The organism is Shinella sp., from assembly GCF_035998705.1.
GTDB lineage: Bacteria > Pseudomonadota > Alphaproteobacteria > Rhizobiales > Rhizobiaceae > Shinella.
Genome location: NZ_DASYHH010000008.1, coordinates 121,174 through 138,002, shown reverse-complemented (window position 1 = coordinate 138,002; position 16,829 = coordinate 121,174). Strand labels below are relative to the sequence as shown.

The 16,829-nt window shown below is 63.2% G+C and carries 22 protein-coding genes; 16 read left to right on the top strand and 6 right to left on the bottom strand.

Annotated elements, in window-relative coordinates:
* Positions 1 to 101 precede the first annotated feature (101 nt).
* Together visN and visR are read left to right on the top strand one after the other, a co-directional pair.
* A complete protein-coding gene (visN, locus tag VGN93_RS03615) occupies positions 102 to 845 on the top strand; it encodes a transcriptional regulator VisN (RefSeq protein ID WP_327506366.1) in 744 nt (247 codons plus the stop codon).
* 10 nt (positions 846 to 855) lie between these two features.
* Positions 856 to 1,599 carry a transcriptional regulator VisR gene (visR, locus tag VGN93_RS03610; RefSeq protein WP_319318361.1) on the top strand — a complete coding sequence of 248 codons (744 nt, stop codon included), beginning with the start codon at positions 856 to 858 and terminating at the stop codon, positions 1,597 to 1,599.
* Positions 1,600 to 1,612: 13 nt separating this feature from the next.
* Here visR and VGN93_RS03605 read toward each other — a convergent pair whose 3' ends face one another.
* The 6 genes from VGN93_RS03605 to motA all read right to left on the bottom strand — a co-directional run bounded on the left by VGN93_RS03605 (position 1,613) and on the right by motA (position 6,773).
* Entirely contained in the window at positions 1,613 to 2,065 is a 453-nt protein-coding gene (locus VGN93_RS03605) for a hypothetical protein (RefSeq protein WP_319318363.1), read from the bottom strand.
* A gap of 5 nt (positions 2,066 to 2,070) precedes the next feature.
* A complete protein-coding gene (gene flhB, locus VGN93_RS03600) occupies positions 2,071 to 3,186 on the bottom strand; it encodes a flagellar biosynthesis protein FlhB (RefSeq protein WP_319318365.1) in 1,116 nt (371 codons plus the stop codon).
* 58 nt (positions 3,187 to 3,244) lie between these two features.
* Entirely contained in the window at positions 3,245 to 4,285 is a 1,041-nt protein-coding gene (gene fliG / locus VGN93_RS03595) for a flagellar motor switch protein FliG (protein ID WP_319318366.1), read from the bottom strand.
* A gap of 29 nt (positions 4,286 to 4,314) precedes the next feature.
* Positions 4,315 to 4,890: a flagellar motor switch protein FliN gene (fliN, locus tag VGN93_RS03590; protein ID WP_327506364.1), complete on the bottom strand. Its 576-nt coding sequence runs from the start codon at positions 4,888 to 4,890 to the stop codon at positions 4,315 to 4,317.
* A 62-nt stretch (positions 4,891 to 4,952) separates the two neighbouring features.
* On the bottom strand, positions 4,953 to 5,897 hold the full coding sequence (locus VGN93_RS03585; protein ID WP_414714002.1) for a FliM/FliN family flagellar motor switch protein: 945 nt from the start codon (positions 5,895 to 5,897) through the stop codon (positions 4,953 to 4,955).
* Positions 5,898 to 5,900: 3 nt separating this feature from the next.
* On the bottom strand, positions 5,901 to 6,773 hold the full coding sequence (gene motA / locus VGN93_RS03580) for a flagellar motor stator protein MotA (protein ID WP_319318373.1): 873 nt from the start codon (positions 6,771 to 6,773) through the stop codon (positions 5,901 to 5,903).
* A 172-nt stretch (positions 6,774 to 6,945) separates the two neighbouring features.
* Between motA and VGN93_RS03575 the strand changes: the two genes are divergently transcribed.
* The 14 genes from VGN93_RS03575 (at position 6,946) to fliP (ending at position 16,738) form a co-directional block, all read left to right on the top strand.
* Complete coding sequence (locus tag VGN93_RS03575) at positions 6,946 to 7,725, top strand: DUF1217 domain-containing protein (RefSeq protein ID WP_327506362.1); 780 nt, start codon at positions 6,946 to 6,948, stop codon at positions 7,723 to 7,725.
* A gap of 2 nt (positions 7,726 to 7,727) precedes the next feature.
* Positions 7,728 to 8,453 (top strand): flagellar basal-body rod protein FlgF, encoded by a 726-nt coding sequence (flgF, locus tag VGN93_RS03570; RefSeq protein WP_327506361.1) that lies wholly within the window; start codon positions 7,728 to 7,730, stop codon positions 8,451 to 8,453.
* Between the two features lie 6 nt (positions 8,454 to 8,459).
* On the top strand, positions 8,460 to 9,869 hold the full coding sequence (fliI, locus tag VGN93_RS03565) for a flagellar protein export ATPase FliI (protein WP_327506360.1): 1,410 nt from the start codon (positions 8,460 to 8,462) through the stop codon (positions 9,867 to 9,869).
* On the top strand, positions 9,866 to 10,435 hold the full coding sequence (locus VGN93_RS03560; RefSeq protein WP_327506359.1) for a flagellar protein: 570 nt from the start codon (positions 9,866 to 9,868) through the stop codon (positions 10,433 to 10,435). The genes fliI and VGN93_RS03560 overlap by 4 nt, the downstream gene beginning before the upstream one ends.
* Before the next feature lie 196 nt (positions 10,436 to 10,631).
* Positions 10,632 to 11,012, top strand: coding sequence for a flagellar basal body rod protein FlgB (gene flgB, locus VGN93_RS03555; protein ID WP_256120744.1), 381 nt, complete (start codon positions 10,632 to 10,634; stop codon positions 11,010 to 11,012).
* A gap of 3 nt (positions 11,013 to 11,015) precedes the next feature.
* A complete protein-coding gene (flgC, locus tag VGN93_RS03550; RefSeq protein ID WP_319318386.1) occupies positions 11,016 to 11,435 on the top strand; it encodes a flagellar basal body rod protein FlgC in 420 nt (139 codons plus the stop codon).
* Complete coding sequence (locus tag VGN93_RS03545; protein WP_319318389.1) at positions 11,432 to 11,761, top strand: flagellar hook-basal body complex protein FliE; 330 nt, start codon at positions 11,432 to 11,434, stop codon at positions 11,759 to 11,761. Before flgC ends, VGN93_RS03545 begins: the two co-directional genes overlap by 4 nt.
* Before the next feature lie 9 nt (positions 11,762 to 11,770).
* Complete coding sequence (gene flgG, locus VGN93_RS03540) at positions 11,771 to 12,553, top strand: flagellar basal-body rod protein FlgG (protein ID WP_319318392.1); 783 nt, start codon at positions 11,771 to 11,773, stop codon at positions 12,551 to 12,553.
* A gap of 20 nt (positions 12,554 to 12,573) precedes the next feature.
* Positions 12,574 to 13,083 (top strand): flagellar basal body P-ring formation chaperone FlgA, encoded by a 510-nt coding sequence (gene flgA, locus VGN93_RS03535; protein WP_319318395.1) that lies wholly within the window; start codon positions 12,574 to 12,576, stop codon positions 13,081 to 13,083.
* Between the two features lie 29 nt (positions 13,084 to 13,112).
* Entirely contained in the window at positions 13,113 to 14,195 is a 1,083-nt protein-coding gene (locus VGN93_RS03530) for a flagellar basal body P-ring protein FlgI (protein WP_327506831.1), read from the top strand.
* Positions 14,192 to 14,734, top strand: a complete 543-nt coding sequence (locus VGN93_RS03525; protein WP_319318398.1) for a MotE family protein — start codon at positions 14,192 to 14,194, stop codon at positions 14,732 to 14,734. Before VGN93_RS03530 ends, VGN93_RS03525 begins: the two co-directional genes overlap by 4 nt.
* Positions 14,731 to 15,441 carry a flagellar basal body L-ring protein FlgH gene (gene flgH, locus VGN93_RS03520; RefSeq protein WP_319318401.1) on the top strand — a complete coding sequence of 237 codons (711 nt, stop codon included), beginning with the start codon at positions 14,731 to 14,733 and terminating at the stop codon, positions 15,439 to 15,441. The genes VGN93_RS03525 and flgH overlap by 4 nt, the downstream gene beginning before the upstream one ends.
* Before the next feature lie 35 nt (positions 15,442 to 15,476).
* Positions 15,477 to 15,995: a flagellar basal body-associated FliL family protein gene (locus tag VGN93_RS03515; RefSeq protein WP_327506358.1), complete on the top strand. Its 519-nt coding sequence runs from the start codon at positions 15,477 to 15,479 to the stop codon at positions 15,993 to 15,995.
* Positions 15,992 to 16,738 carry a flagellar type III secretion system pore protein FliP gene (gene fliP / locus VGN93_RS03510; RefSeq protein WP_256120736.1) on the top strand — a complete coding sequence of 249 codons (747 nt, stop codon included), beginning with the start codon at positions 15,992 to 15,994 and terminating at the stop codon, positions 16,736 to 16,738. Before VGN93_RS03515 ends, fliP begins: the two co-directional genes overlap by 4 nt.
* The last annotated feature ends 91 nt before the right edge of the window (positions 16,739 to 16,829 follow it).

The following is a 16,829-nucleotide window of genomic DNA, read 5'->3' as shown; positions in this document are numbered from 1 at the left end:
TTCTCGTCGATGCGGCCTGACTGGGAGAAGTTCGGACGGTTCCGAACTTCTGGCAGGAAGGAGGCGGGAACGACCGTGCGGATTCGGAACAGGGGGCTATCATGGAAACGATCCGGTCGGATGTTACGGCCTGGGAATCCTATGGATTCTCTGCCGAGTCAGGTGAGCGTAAGAGTGCGCGTGAGCTTCTGATTAAACACCTCGGACGCTGCGCCGACCGCGCGGGCCTGTCCACCGGTCTCAAGGCCCTGACCGATTATGTCAGCGCCTCCCACTATCTTCTCTTGCGTCACGACGTCTCGCCCGAAGCGGGGCTCGAGACCGTCGTGGCTTCGGACTGGCCGTTCGACATGGTGCGCAGCATTGCCGGCGCCGTGCTTGCCAGCCAGTCCCGCATGAGCGAGCTCGACAAGTGCCTCGGCCTGCTGAAGCCCTGCTTCAGCCACCTTGCCGAGGGCATGCCGGTGCCGAAGGGCATCAGCCGCGAATATTGCATCATCGCCTTCCATGTCGGCCGGGCCCGCATGTCGCTGCTGCTGCTCTTCCCGGAGCATTTCATCCTCTCCCAGAGCAAGCTGCGCGATGTCGGCGTCATGACCGGCTATTTCGCCAGCGTCTGCTGCAAGGGCGCTATCCTCCGGCAGGATCGCGAAATGGAGCTGACGGAGCGCGAAATCGAGTGCCTCTACTGGATCGCCGAAGGCAAGACGAGCGACGAGATCGCCGTCATCCTCGGCATTTCGCGCAACACGATCAACAACTACATCACCAGCGTGATGCGCAAGACCGCGACCAAGACGCGATCCGAGGCAATTGCCTGGGCCGTTCGCAACAGCCTGGTCTGAGGAGGCAATCATGGACATCCAGCTTTCCGCCCCCGCAGCCATCGAGACGGAAATCCGGTTTGCGCGACCGCCGAAAGCGGTGCGGGTCTCCGATTTCGTTTCCCGTCTCCAGGTGATGCAGACGATCATCGGCGCCGAGCACTTCGCCGTGCTCCGCCTCAGTGGCCACGGCCTGCCGTCGGCGCGCAAGCTGACGCTCTCGCTGCACAACTGGGCGCAGGATGTCGATGGCAATGCCCGTTCGCTGATCGAAGCCTACGGCCCCGCCATGCTCGCCCATCTCGAAGCGTCCATGCTGCCGCTGATCTGGGAAGGGGTGGGCGACAACCAGTTCGCCGAATCGGGCGCCGAACCCTTCACGACGCGTCTTCCGCCGCGGCTGCTCGCCTGGTCGGGCATGGCCTTCCCCGTTCGCCTCGGCGCGCACGGCAATGGCTATGTCGTCTTCACCGGCCCCTTCATCGCGCCGTCCAGCGACCTTATCGTCGACATGCACATGAAGAGCTGCCAGGTGCTGATCGACATGCTGGCCTGCGAGGAAAAGAAACTCGCGCCCTCCGAAGCGCTCAGCGAACGCGAGATCGCCTGCCTCCAGATGGCCGGCGACGGCTGCATCTCGGAAGCGATCGCCGAAAAGATGGGCCTTTCCGTGCACACGGTGAACGCCTATCTCGGCACGGCGACGACGAAGCTGGACGCCGTCAACCGCATCCAGGCGATCGCCAAGGCGATCCGCCTCGGCTACATTACCTGACAAGCCTTTTGCCTTAATGGGCGTGCAGAGCCGGTGGCGCCGTGCCGCCGGATGTCACGTAGCGCGCCTCCTGGAGGCTCTTGCGCAGGAAGGCCGTGTTGTCGTCCGGATCGGCGGACGGATTGTTGAAGGCGACATGGGTCACCTCAACGCCTGCCGTGTCCTTCTGCAACAGAAGCTTCGCATAGACCGTGACACCCTGCGGGCGCAGCTCCATGTCGAGCGTCACTTCCGGCTCGGTGCCCCAATCCAGGCTGTAGTCGCCGCCGGCGCCGAAATTCACCGTGCCGGGCAGGAAATACAGCTCCGCCGCCGAGGAGACCAGATCGGCCAGGTTACCGTAGCACTCGAAACGCAACAACGAGACGAGATCGGCGGCGTCGAGCAGTCGGAGCTCTGTGGCGACCGGGCAGATTGCTTCAGCAACAATCTTCTCGCGCTCTGCGGAATAGGTGCATTTTCTCATCGGATCTAGTTTACCCGTCTGGTCTGGGGCGAAGCTGCGTAAACCCGGTGAATCAGCTCTGCCACGGCTTTGTAAAACACCGGCGGAATGACACTATCCACCGAGACTTGCGCAAACATTGAGCGTGCGAGCGGCGGGTCTTCAAAAACCGGTATTCCATTCTCCTCGGCGATCTCGCGAATCTTCAGCGCCACGAGGTCCTGGCCCTTGGCGACGATGACAGGCGCGTCGCCTTCTTCGCGCACGTAACGCAGGGCTACGGCGAAGTGGGTCGGATTTGCGATGACGAGCGTGGCGCGCGGAACGGCCGTCATCATGCGCCGGCGGGCGCGGTCGCGCTGGATCGAGCGCATGCGGGCCCTGATGATCGGGTCGCCCTGCGACTGCTTCATTTCCTCCTTCACCTCCTGCTTCGTCATCATCAGTTCGGAAAACCAGTGATGGCGCGTCCAGGCGAAGTCGATGCCGGCGATCAGCGCGGTGGCGAAGAGGATGATCAGCAGCACCTTGTTGATGTCGGCGGTGATCATCATGATCAGCGCCGCCGGCTCGGAGAACATCGTGTCGAGCGAGGCGAAATAGTTGCCGCGCATGGCAAGCGCAACGACGAGCGAGACCAGCAGGATCTTGATCAGCGACTTGGCGAACTCGACGAGGCCCTGCTTGCCGAACAGGCGCCCGAGGCCTTTCACCGGGCTGAGGCGGGAAATCTGCGGGCGCACGCGCTCGAGCACCGGGCTCGGCAGGTTCTGCAAGACGGAGGAGGCGATGCCGAAGACCATCATCATGACGAGAATGGGGGTCAGCAGCGCTGCGGCCTCCCAGCCGAGATGGCGGAAGATAGCGATGACGTCGGTGCCGGTCTTGAGGTTCCAGGCCTCCGGCTGCTCGAAGAAGTCGCGCAACGTCTCGTTCATCCGCGCGATGCCGCCCGGCATGAAGAAGACGAGGAAGAGATAGATCGCGAGCGTCGAGGCGAAGATGGTGATTTCGCGTGAGAAGGGCGTGTTGCCCTTCTCCATCGCATCGCGAATCTTCTTCTCGGTCGGGAGTTCTGTTTTGCTGTCTTTGTCGTCGTCCGACACGTCGCGCTCCCTAAAAGAAACGGCCCGAACCGCCATTTCAGGAGATTCGGGCCGGGGTTACGCTCCGCCTGTGGCGTTACCGTGTCAAGCGGGATCAGGCCGCTTCGCGCGCCTGTTCCTTCTCCTTCAACTGGATTTGTCCGGCAGCGGCCAGGCGGATGGCTTCCTGCGTGATCGAGCGGCGTGCGATCGCCACCTCGCGCGGGTTGACGCCCTGGTCGCCGGCAGCGAGATCGGATTCGATCATGCGGCGCTGGCGTGCGCCGATCGAGGAGAGGATCGATTCGCGCAGTTCCATCGTCGAGCCGCGGAGCGCCGCCGTGATGATGTCGCCGGAGACGTCGTTGAACAGCGACACGCGGCTTCTCTGCGGCATGTAGAGCACGTCTTCGAAGAGGAAGATCTTCGGGCGGACCTTTTTGACCGATTCGGTGGAGACCGTTTCGAGCGAGGCGAGCATTTCGTCGACCTGCGACTTTTCGAGTTCGTTCATGAGGTCGGCGACCTTGTTCGAACCCACCGAGTTGCGGTCCGCGTCGAGCGCATTGATCATCTCGATGACGCGCGCCTCGACGATGGCGGTCGCCTTCGGGCTCGCATCCTTCAGGTTGACGGTACGGTTGATGATGTCGGCGCGGTGATCCTCCGGGATCTCCAGCAGCACCTTGGCGCCGAAGGCCGACGGCATCATGGACAGGATATAGGCGATGGTCTGCGGGTGCTCGTTGAGCAGGAACTTTGCGACGAAGACCGGATCGGCGTCCTGCAGACGGTCCCAGATCGTCGTCTCGTAGCCCTGGAAGGTGGCGCGGCGGCCGAGCAGTCCGTCCACTTCGTCCGGCGTCAGGCCTTCTTCGAGAATGCCTTCCATCATCTTGGCATTGTCCATGAGGCCGGCGCCCTCGGTGAAGAGGTCCTCGAACTCGTTGACGAGATCCAGCAATTCATGCGGCGGGATGGCGCGCAGGTTCTGCGCGGAGGCGATGATCGCCTGGAGCTCGCTCTGGGTAAAATACTTCAAGAGCTTGCCGGCAACACCCTTGCCCATGGCCAGAAGCACGGCTGCCGCCTTCTCGACCTGCGATAGCGGTGCGCCGACCGCTGTGGAGGTGCCGAAATTTTCGAAATCCATCATGGATCATCCCCCTGAGACCTGAACCGGTATCAGACCTTGCGTGTACTCTTCACTTCGATGAGCTTGACCCCGAAGCGGGTGTCGTCATTTTCAAGAACGGTAATTTCGCCGCGGCCGATGACACGGCCGTTGACCATGACCTCGACGGGCTCGCCGATGCGGCGGTCGAGCGCGATCGTGGCGCCCTCCGAGAGGTTCATGAGGCTCGAGACCTGCATCTGCGACGAGCCCAGAACGATCTGAAGATCGATCGGGATGTCCATGATGAGGTCCATATTGGACGTGAGCGCGCTGCCCGGCCGGGCCGCTTCGCCGAGATCGGCGCCAAAATCGGTGCCGCCCCCGAAATCGGTGCCGCCGAAGCTGGCGCCGCCACCGAAATCCGACGTGGCCGCGCCGCCGCCGAAGTCCGAGCTGCCGAAATCGCCGCCGAAGGCGGCAAGCGGGTCATTGTCGATTGTCGCCGGCAGGTCGGCGCCGAACGCGCCGGCCGAATCCTTCTGAAGAACGCCGCGCAGGTCGTCGATCGCCTGCTCCAGTTCCTGGTCGCCCGCGTTGAGGGAAGACGTCATGTCGTCAGCGATGGGTGTTTTCTTCGGTGCCATAAGACCACTATTCCATTCGAAACTTGCCTGAGGCGTGCCACTCGTCAGGCTTCATGCCTAAACTATCCGATGATGTGCTGGAGAAGGTCTTCCTCCGAGCCGTAGGTATCCTTGACGCGAACCGTGTAGCGGGCGCCGGAGCGGCCGAACTCGCAGACATAGAGGTTGCGACCGTTGGCGGCCACTTCGACGCGAACGTCGCCCGTCTCGTTGAACGGGATGATGTCGCCCGCCTGCAACCGGCTGATCGTGTCGAGCGTCTGGGCTTCCAGTCGGATGCGCGCCTCCAGCGTCACCTTGGAGCGGCGGACCTGCTCGCCGAGCTGGTCGCTCCATTCGACGCGGGTCTTCGCCACATTCGCCGGTTTCGGCGCGGTGATGGTGGATTTCAGCAAAACGCTCTGCGGCACGACGATATGGAAGGTCGAGAGCACCGGCCCGATGCCGACGGCCATGTTGACCATGGCGACGAACGTGTCGTCCGAGCCGTCGTCGGCCGCCTTGCGGGTTTCCGCATTGTGCGCCGGGCCGAGAAAGGGCTCGAAGCCGTTCGCGCCGTTGACGGCGGTCTTCACCACGCCGGAGATCCGGTCGAACATCATGGCGGCTAGGTCGAGCTCGATCTTGGAGAGCGGGCGCGGCTCGGGATCCTCGATCGAATCGCTGACGGCGCCCAGCATGTTCTCGACGAGCGTTATGATCATCGGGCTGTCGCAGATCAGCGTGAAGCGATCGCACCAGTCGCGCAGCGACGCGTCGCAGAACGCCATGGCGCCGCCGAGGCCTTCGACCAGCGGACCGTATCTGCCCGTCTCGAAACCCGCATAGGAGACCGCAACCTCGAAACCGAGCTCGCTCTCCAGCATGTCCGGCAGGAACTCGGCGAAGACGTCGCCGAGACTGGCGCAGAGCTTGGAGATCGTTGCCTGGTCGCCGAGCCGGCCGGTGAGGCGGGCCAGCACGATCGGGTCTAGGGTCGGGGTTTCGCTCACGCTCGCTTCTCTCATCTCTTAGGCCGCCTTCGAACCGCCGCCGGGGTTCATCATTTCCTGCTCCACCGCGTCGATCGACGGGCGCTCGTAGGAGGAGATGGTCTTGCGGCCGTATTCCAGCGCCACCTGCGGCACGGAGCCGTTCATGTAGGCGAGCAGCGTCTGCTTCACGATGATGTAGAGGCGGTTCTGCTTTTCGCGCACGACCTTGATGTTGGTGGTGATGGGCGTGACGATGGAATAGGACAGGAACACGCCGAGCAGCGTGCCGACGAGGGCGGCGGCGATCTTGCCGCCGAGGATTTCCGGGCTCTCGTTGATGGCGCCCATGGCCTTGATGACGCCGAGAACGGCGGCGACGATGCCGATGGCGGGGAAGGCGTCGCCCATCGTGTTGAGCGCGTTGTAGGGCTTCATCTTGTCGCGGGTGATCGTCTGGATCTCCTCGTCCATCAGCGCTTCGATCTCGTGGGAGCGGGCATTGCCGATGATGATGAGGCGCACATAGTCGCAGATGAAGGCGGTCAGTTCCTTGTTGGCAAGAACCGTGGGCGCCGACTGGAAGATCGTCGATTCAGCCGGGTTGTCGATATGGGCTTCGATCTCGTTGCGCGATTTCGTGCGCAGGTCCCGCATCAGGCTGTAGAGCACGCCGAGCGTATCGAGATAGTGGCGCTCCTTGGGGACCTTGTGTTTGAAGGCCTCGCCGAGTGCCTTACCCGTTTCCTTGATCACCTTCATCGTGTTCGCGACGATGAAGCCGCCGATCCCGGCACCGCCGATGATCAGGAGCTCGAAGGGCTGGTTGAGCACCTCCAGGTGCCCGCCCATGGCCATGTAGCCGCCAAGGACGCAGCCGAAGGTAACGATTAGACCGATGATGATGTTCATGAGCGCAGGTGTCCCGACACAATTCTGACCCGTCTGGAGATACGGTTCCAGCCTTGCGTGAGGCTGTACCTAACGGCAGGTTTACGGATCAGGTTCGCGCAAGCAAAAACCCGCAGGATCATGGCTCATAACGGGCAATCGTGCCTTCTTGCACCTTGATCGGCGGCCAATCGTGACGACCACCTATACGAGCTACAAGTTGATTACCGCGGACCTCCAGACGTCGCTGACGCGCGTGTCGGAGCAGCCGGACGTCAAGCGCGAGACGGAATATTACCTCTCCAAGATCGGCAGCATAAAGTCGATCGACGAGTTCTTCGCCGACAGCAGGCTTTATAACTACGCGATGAAGGCCCACGGCCTGGAGGACATGGCCTACGCCAAGGCCTTCATGCGCAAGGTGCTGACGGAAGGCACCGAGGACGAGGCCGCCTTCGCCAACCAGCTCAGCGACACCCGCTACAAGGAACTGTCCGAATCGCTGAACTTCGCCAAACACGGCGAGTTCGCCACCGGCTTCGAGCGCGCCCAGAAGGGCGTCGTCGACAAATATGCCCGCCAGACGCTGGAAGTCAGCGCCGGCGAGGACAATGCGGGCGTGCGTCTGGCGCTCTATTTCGAACGCATGGCCTCCTCCATCACGTCCGGCTATTCCATCATCGCCGACGATGCGCTGGCGCAAGTGGTGCGCACCGCGCTCCAGCTGCCGGCGGAATTCGTCGCGACCGATATCGACCGGCAGGCCGCCTACTATGAAGACGTCCTCAACCTCGAAGACTTCAAGGACACCAGCAAGGTCGGCAAGTTCCTCGAACGCTTTACCGCCATGTGGGAGCTGGAAAATCCGTCCGGCAGCTACGATCCCTTGACCGTCTTCCAGTCGTCGAGCCTCACCGGCATTTCGACGGACCTGCTCATTTCCATCAACAATTTGAAACTCGGAGGTCGCTGATCATGCAGAGCGGACTTTATGTATCTCTTTCGTCCCAGATTGCACTTGATCGCCGCCTGACGACGCTGGCCGACAACGTCGCGAATTCGACGACGGTTGGCTTTCGCGCGACGGAAGTGAAATTCAACCAGGTCGTCAGCGACCAGAAGGTCGCCGATGTCGCCTTCGTGTCGCAGGGCAACGAATTCCTGTCCACCCGTAGCGGCGGCATGACCGAGACCGGTGGCACGCTCGATTTCGCCATCAAGGGCGACGCCTGGTTCCAGGTCGAGACGCCCTCCGGCCCGACGCTCACCCGCGACGGCCGCTTCACGGTGACCGATGCCGGCGAACTGGTGACGCTCAACGGTTACGCGGTGCTCGATGCCGGCGGCGGGCCGATCCAGCTCGATCTCGCCAACGGGCCGATCCTGCTCAGCGCCGACGGCCAGCTCAACCAGAACGGCCAGCCCGTCGCAGCCCTCGGCCTGTTCGATGCTAACCTCTCCGGCGGCTTCGTGCGCGCCGGCAACAGCGGCATCATCACCACCATTTCGCCCCAGCCGGTCGTCGACCGCATGGATGCCGGCGTGGTGCAGGGTTATGTCGAGGAATCCAACGTCAACGCCATCGGCGAGATGACGCAGCTGATCCAGGTCACACGCGCCTTCGAAAGCATCGCGTCGCTGATGCGCGACAGCGAGGAATCGCTGAAGGAAGCCATCCGCACCTTCGGCGGAAACCGGTAAACGATCATGGCGGCAGAGAAGAGGACGACCAGCGACACCCGTATCCCCGACGGCGGCCGCATGCTGAGCGCGATGGCGGGCCTGGTGCGGCGCTATTCTTCGCCGGAATTTTCCGTCGTGCATGGCGGCCATGTCCAGACGATCGCGTCCGGCAACTATACGGTGAGCGGCCTGTCGCGCCATGTGCGCCTTGGAGAATTCGTCGCGCATCGCAGCCCGACCGGCATTCATCTCGGCGAAGTCGTGCGCGTCGAGCCGGAAACGGTCGTCGTCTGCCCGATCGAGCCGGGCGAGCCGATCGGCATCCACGACACGGTCATCCGCAAGGGCGCCTTCCGCGTCGCACCGGCCTCCTCGTGGTGCGGTCGCACGATCAATGCGCTTGGCGAGCCGATCGACGGGCTCGGCCCGCTGGTGCAAGGCGACGTGCGCCGCTCGATCTCCAATTCCGCCCCGCCCTCGATGACCCGCAAGCGCGTCGAAAAAGGGTTTCATACCGGCGTGCGCGCGATCGATATCTTCGCGCCGCTCTGCCTCGGCCAGCGCCTCGGCATCTTCGCGGGCTCCGGCGTCGGTAAGTCGACGCTTCTATCGATGCTCGCCCGCGCGGACGCTTTTGACAAGGTCGTCATCGCGCTGGTCGGCGAACGTGGCCGTGAAGTGCGTGAATTCATTGAAGATACGCTTGGCGACAATCTCGCGAAATCGGTCGCGGTCGTCGCGACCAGCGATGAAAGCCCGATGCTGCGCAAGATGGCGCCGCTGACCGCCGTAACCATCGCCGAACATTACCGCGACCAGGGCGACAACGTGCTGCTGATCATCGACAGCGTCACACGCTTCGCGCATGCGATCCGCGAAGTGGCGACCGCCTCCGGCGAGCCGCCGATCGCCCGCGGCTACCCTGCCTCCGTCTTCACCGAGCTGCCGCGCCTGCTGGAGCGCGCCGGGCCGGGCGCCGAGGGTGCGGGCACGATCACCGCGATCATCTCGATCCTCGTCGACGGCGACAATCACAACGACCCGATCGCTGACTCGACGCGCGGTATTCTCGACGGCCATATCGTGCTTGAGCGCAGCCTCGCCGAAGAGGGCCGCTACCCGCCGATCAACCCGCTCGCCTCCATCTCGCGTCTCGCCCGCAAGGCCTGGACGCCGGACCAGGAGAAGCTGGTGTCGCGACTGAAGGCACTGATCCACCGGTTCGAGGAGACGCGGGACCTGCGCCTCATCGGCGGTTATCGCCCGGGTGCCGATGCGGATCTCGACATGGCGATCAAGCAGGTGCCGATCATCTACGAGGTTTTGAAACAGACGCCGGGCGAAAAGCCCGCCGGTGACGCGTTCTCTGACCTTGCGGTCGCGCTGAAGAATGCGGCCGGACAAGGCGGCGCGCCGGCAACGAGAAGGGGATGACAGTGACCGATTTCGATGCGGACCAGAGCGTGCCGCCGATCAAGCGCGTGACGAAGGGGCGTTATAGCACCGGCGACAAGATGCTGGTGGGCACCGGCGTGCTGCTGGCCGCCATGGCCGCTTTCTTTCCGTGGTACGTTTTCCTCAACCCGGATCAGTTTTCGGTTCCCGCCCTTTGGGAAGGCAATACCCGCGACCTTCCAAAAACGAAGCCCAAGGAAGTGATGAGTGTCTCGCCTGCCGCGATGGTCGATAACGACGACGATCCGAACCTGGAAAGCCTCGATCCCGTCTCGACCGCGACCACCGCTGGCGGCGGTGAAAAGGACAAGACGACACTTGGCATGCCGGTGGAAACCGGCCTTGACCAGCCGCTGCCGGTCTCGTCCGGCTTCCGGCTGATGCATGTGGCGAACGGCCGGGCGCTGATCGAGGATGCGAGCGGCATGTACATCGTGCGCGTCGGCTCGATCCTGCCGGACAACAGCCGCCTGGCGACGCTGGAACAGCGCGACGGCGCCTGGGTCATCGTCACCTCGAACGGCGACATCGTCAAACGCAACTGACGCGACGGCGGGCCTTCGCCCGCCTTCGATTCGGCCCGTCCGTCGATGGATGCCGGCCGCCCGCTCGCTGTGGCAAGAGCAGCTTGAGCACTTTATTTTCCCAGGAATTCAGGGACTTGGCGGTGAAGTTCACCCGGTGCAAGTCCCACGCAAGATTGGCTCCGTAGGTTCGCCTCGAACAAGGATGGAGCTTGTCATGCAACCGATACAACTGTTTGAACTGGCATCGAAACAAGCCGAATGGCTTTCTGTCCGCCAGAGCGTGGTTGCAGGCAACATCGCCAACGCGAACACGCCCGCCTTCAAGGCGAAGGACGTGACCCCCTTCCAGTCGGTGCTCGAAACCACGGGCATCCGCATGGCGGCAACGCAGCCGGGCCATTTCACCGAAACCGAAATGGCAAGCCGCGTCATCGACACCAAGCCCACCGAAGAGATCGGCGTGCAGGAGTCCGGCAACACGGTCGGCCTTGCCGAGGAACTCATGAAGGAGGGCCAGGTCAAGCGTGATTTCGAGTTGAATGCCGGCCTCGTCAAGGCCTTTCATCGCATGATGCTGATGACAGTCAGAAGGTAAAAAATGGATCCGCTCATAGCTTCGCTGAAAGTCGCGGCCTCGGGACTTGAGGCGCAATCCACCCGCATTCGTATCGTTTCGGAAAACCTCGCCAACGCCCGCTCCACGGGCGATACCCCGGGTGCCGACCCCTTCCGCCGCAAGACCGTGACCTTCGCGGCCGAGCTCGACCGGGCAACCGGCGCGGCCCTCGTCGAGGTCGAACGCCTAGGCTTCGATGAAGGTGAGTTCTCGACCGAATACGACCCCGGCAACCCGGCGGCCAATGAACAGGGCATCGTCAAGATGCCGAACGTCAACATGCTGGTCGAAATGGCCGACATGCGGGAAGCCAACCGCTCCTATGAAGCCAACCTGCAGAGCATCAAACAATCGCGCGACCTGATCAGCGCGACCATCGACCTCCTGAGGGCATCGCAATGATCGAGAGCATCAAGGGCGTCAATTCGCTCTTCTCCGCCAATCCCCTTTCGGGCGTGACGGAAACGTCGAACCCCGTTTCCGCTGCCGCAGCGCAGGGAACCGCAACCGGAATGAGCTTCGCCCAGGTGATGGGCGACATGGCGAGCGACGCGGCCAACTCGCTGAAGCTCAGCGAAACCAAGTCCTTCGAAGCCATCCAGGGCAAGGCCTCGACCCGCGAAGTGGTCGATGCCGTCATGAACGCCGAGCAGTCGCTGCAGACCGCCATCGCCATCCGCGACAAGGTCGTCACCGCCTATCTCGAAGTCGCTAGAATGCAGATCTGAGGACCGGACATGAAAGCCCTTGCCATCGCCGCCACCGGCATGAACGCGCAGCAGACCAATCTCGAAGTCATCGCGAACAACATCGCGAACATCAACACGACGGGCTTCAAGCGCGCCCGCGCCGAGTTCTCCGATCTTCTCTACCAGACGGAGCGCGCCGCCGGCGTGCCGAACCGCGCCAACCAGTCCGTGGTGCCGGAAGGCGCCATCATCGGCCTCGGGGTCAAGACCGCCGCTGTGCGCAACTTGCACCTCCAGGGCGGCCTCACCAGCACCGGCAACTCCTTCGACCTTGCCCTGATCGGCCGCGGCTGGTTCCAGATCGAGGCGGCGGACGGCTCCACGCTCTATACCCGCGCCGGCGCCTTCAACACCAATGCCGACGGTCAGCTCGTCACGCTGGACGGCTACACGGTCGTGCCGGGCATCACCGTTCCGGCGGACGCGACGGAAGTCACTGTCAGCAAGTCCGGCCAGGTCTATGCGACCGTCGCGGGTGACCAGCAGGACCTCGGCCAGATCACGCTGGCGAATTTCGTCAACGAGGCCGGCCTCGAACCGCTCGGCGAAAACCTCTTCCGCGAAACCGCCGCCTCCGGCCCGGCCAATGTCGGCGCCCCGGACGAAGCGGGCTTCGCCTATATCCAGCAGAACTACCTCGAAGCCTCGAACGTCGATCCGGTCAAGGAAATCACCGACCTGATCTCCGCCCAGCGCGCCTATGAGATGAATTCCAAGATCATCCAGGCGGCGGACGAAATGGCGGCCGTGGTCAGCAAGAACCTGAGATAACAACCGGACATGCGGGGAACATGATGTTTCGCCTGATAGCAGCTCTTCGGAAAGAAAAGACCCGGTCGGTCCGGTGGCGCGCGGCCCTCGTCGCGCCCGCAGCGCTCCTCGGTCTTCTCGTGACGGACGCGGCCCTTGCCGACACGCGCACCGCGGTCGTGCCCAAGCGCATCATCTATCCCGGCGAGGAGATCCAGGCGGGACAGCTCGAGGTGGTCGAGGTCACCAACCCGAACATCGTCAAGGGCTTTGCCCAGAATGTCGACGAGGTCAGTGGGCTGGTGACCAAGCGCACGTTGCTGCCGGGTCGCGTCATCCTCGTCTCGGCGCTGCGCGAACCCTTCCTGGTGTCGCGCGGCACGACCGTGCAGATGGTCTTCGACAACGGATCGCTGGTCATCCGGGCCTCCGGCACACCCTTGCAGGATGGCGCTGCCGGCGAACTGATCCGCATCCGCAACAAGGATTCGGGCGTGACCGTCTCCGGCACGGTGATGGCGGACGGAACCGTGCATGTGGTGGCGAAATGATGCGTAACCTCTTCTCCCATGCCCTTGCCATGATCGCCTGCCTGCTGCTCGCGGCAGGCCCGGCGCTGTCGGCGGCCCGCATCAAGGACATCGCGTCGCTCCAGGCCGGCCGCGACAACCAGCTTATCGGCTACGGCCTCGTCGTCGGTCTCCAGGGCACCGGCGACAGCATGCGTTCGTCGCCGTTTACCGAACAGTCCATGCGGGCCATGCTGCAGAACCTCGGCATCTCGATGGTCGGCACGCAGACGCGGGCGAAAAACATCGCAGCCGTGCTCGTCACTGCGACGCTACCGCCCTTCGCCAGCCCCGGCAGCCGCATCGACGTGACCGTCGGCTCGCTCGGCGATGCCTCGTCGCTGCGCGGCGGCACGCTGGTCATGACCTCGCTCTCGGGCGCTGATGGCCAGATCTACGCAGTCGCGCAAGGCTCGATCGTCGTTACCGGCATCAGCGCCGGCGGCGAAGCCGCGACCGTTCAGCAGGGTGTCACCACCGCCGGCCGCGTGCCGAACGGCGCGATCATCGAACGCGAGCTGCCCTCGCGCTTCAAGGATTCGTCCGATCTCGTACTTCAATTGCGCAACCCCGACTTTTCCACCGCCGTCGGCATGGCTGACGCCATCAACCGTTATGCGGCCGCGCAATATGGCGCACCGATCGCCGAATCGCGCGATTCGCAGTCGGTCTACATCGCCAAGCCGAAGATGGCCGACCTCGCGCGCCTGATGGCCGATATCGAGAACCTCGTCGTCGAGACGGACGCGCCGGCCCGCGTCGTCGTCAACGAACGCACGGGAACGATCGTCATCGGCCAGGACGTGCGCATCTCGCCCGTTGCCGTCAGCTACGGCACGCTGACAGTGCAGATCAACGAGATGCCCAAGGTCGTGCAGCCGGAACCCTTCTCCAGGGGCGAGACGGCGGTCGAGCCGAACACGGATATCCTCGTCCAGCAGGACGGCGGCACGGTCGCGCTGCTCGACGGCTCGAGCCTGCGCTCGCTTGTCTCCGGGCTGAACAGCATCGGCGTCAAGCCGGACGGCATCATCTCGATCCTCCAGAGCATCAAGACCGCAGGCGCCCTCCAGGCAGAACTGGTGTTGCAATGACCACCGTATCGACCCTCACCGCCGTGAAGACGCTGGCGCGCAAACTGGCACTGCCGATGGCGGGCTTCGTGCTGATGGCCATTCCCGGCGCCTTTGCCGAGGAACGCCCGGTCATCATGACGACCAAGGCGACCGCCGACGAGATCCGCGAATTCTGCACCAACATCGCGGATGCGGCGCGCGACCAGCGCTACCTCCTCCAGAAGCAGGAACTGGAAAACCTTCAGAAGGACGTCGACGAGCGTATCAAGACGCTGGAAGCCCGGCGGGCGGAATATGAGGACTGGCTGAAACGCCGCAACGACTTCCTCAAGATGGCCGAGGGCGGCCTTGTCGAGATCTACCGCAAGATGAAGCCGGATGCGGCTGCCGGGCAGCTCGCCGAGATCAACCCGGAAATCGCCTCGGCGATCATCATGAAGCTGCCGCCGCGCCAGTCGAGCACCATCCTGGCCGAAATGCCGGCCGACAAGGCAGCACTTCTCACCCGCCTCATCGCGATTGCGGGCGACCCGAACACGTCAAAGGACCCGTCATGAAGAAGACCGCCTCAGCACTCGCCGTCGCGCTGGCTTTGTCGAGCTGCTCCAGCCAGGCCCTCAACGAGATCGGGAAGGCGCCGGCGATGAGCCCGATCGGCAGCGGGCTGAACTACGCGGAAACCCCGCAGCTCGCCATGTATCCGAAGCAGCCGCGCACGGCGGTGTCCGGTTATTCGATCTGGAGCGATCAGCAGTCGGCGCTCTTCAAGGATTCGCGCGCCTTCAAGATCGGCGACATCCTGACCGTCAACATCCGCGTCAACGACCGCGCCTCCTTCGACAACAAGACCGACCGCTCGCGCACCAACAAGAGCGGCATGAATTTCGGTTTCGGCGGCTCGGGCAACAATTTCAAGGCCGATACGAAAGCAGACCTGAACTACGGCTCGTCGACCAGCACCAAGGGCGACGGCACCACGGAGCGTTCGGAAAAGCTGAACCTGCTCGTCGCCGCCGTCGTGACGGGGGTGATCGAGAACGGCAACCTCTTGATCAGCGGTTCGCAGGAAGTGCGCGTCAACCACGAACTGCGCATCCTGAACGTCGCCGGCATCGTGCGCCCGCAGGACGTCGATTCCGACAACCAGATCGCTTACGAGCGCATTGCCGAAGCCCGCATCTCCTATGGCGGCCGCGGCCGCCTGACCGAAGTGCAGCAGCCGCCATGGGGCCAGCAGGCCGTCGACCTGCTCTCGCCGATCTGACGCTGGCAAGACCCTAGAGAACCGGAAAGAAAAGCATGGCGGACGAAGCGGAAGTCGTCGAGGAGAAGAAGAAGCCCTCGCTGGTCATCACCATCGCGGCAATCGCGGTGCTGACGGTACTGGCACTCGGCGGCGGCTGGCTCGTCGGTACCATGCTGGCCCCGCCGCCCGCCGAAAAGCCGGCGGAAGAGGTGGCCAAGGCGGGAGGCGAGGCCAAGGGCGGCGCGGAGGGTGACGCGGCAGAGGCCGTGCCGCATATCTCCACCCCGGCGAACGGCGTCGTCCTGCTCGACCCGATCACCAGCAACCTTGCCTATCCCTCCGACAACCGCGTGCGCCTCGAAGTGGCGCTGATGTTCAAGGGCGTTCCGGACGTGGTTCTCGCCGAAGAAATCCACCAGGATATCATGGCCTATATGCGCACGGTCTCCCTCCAGCAGGTCCAGGGACCGCGCGGTTTTCAATATCTCCGGGAAGACCTTCAGGAGCGGGTTGACCTTCGCTCCGAAGGGCGCGTAACCAACGTCATGTTCCGAAGTTTTGTGATCGAATGATTCGAGCCCTTCTGACCTTTGTCGCCATGATGGCGATGACCGGTGCGGCCTACGCCCAGCAGCAGTTGCAGCTGCCGGGCGATCTCCTCAATGCGCCCATCGATGGCTCGGTCGCCTCCTGGATCATCCGCACCTTCGGGCTTTTGACCGTCCTTTCGGTCGCCCCCGGCATTCTCATCATGGTGACGAGCTTTCCGCGCTTCGTCATCGCGTTTTCGATCCTGCGCTCCGGCATGGGGCTTGCCACCACGCCGTCCAACATGATCCTCGTGTCGCTTGCGCTGTTCATGACCTTCTACGTCATGGCGCCGACCTTCGACCGTGCCTGGCAGAACGGCGTCGAGCCGATGATCGCCAACCAGATCGACGAGACCGAAGCGATGCGCCGCATCGCCGAACCCTTCCGCGAATTCATGGTCGCCAATACCCGCGACAAGGACCTCGAGCTCTTCATCTCGCTTGCCGAGGAGCGTGGCCAGACGGTCGTCCAGAACAACATCGCGGACCTGCGCGTCGTCATCCCGGCCTTCATGATTTCGGAAATCCGCCGCGGTTTCGAAATCGGCTTCCTGGTCGTGCTGCCCTTCCTCGTCATCGACATGATCGTCGCCACCATCACCATGGCCATGGGCATGATGATGCTGCCGCCGACCTCGATTTCGCTGCCCTTCAAGATCCTGTTCTTCGTGCTGATCGACGGCTGGAATCTGCTTGTCGGCAGCCTGGTCCGTTCCTTCAGTTAGCCCCCCTTAACCATATCGTTTTACGCGCCATTTACCCTGTTTCTCAGTGGGTTGCGCCCCCTTGCCCGATTTAAGAAGTTGGCAAGGATTG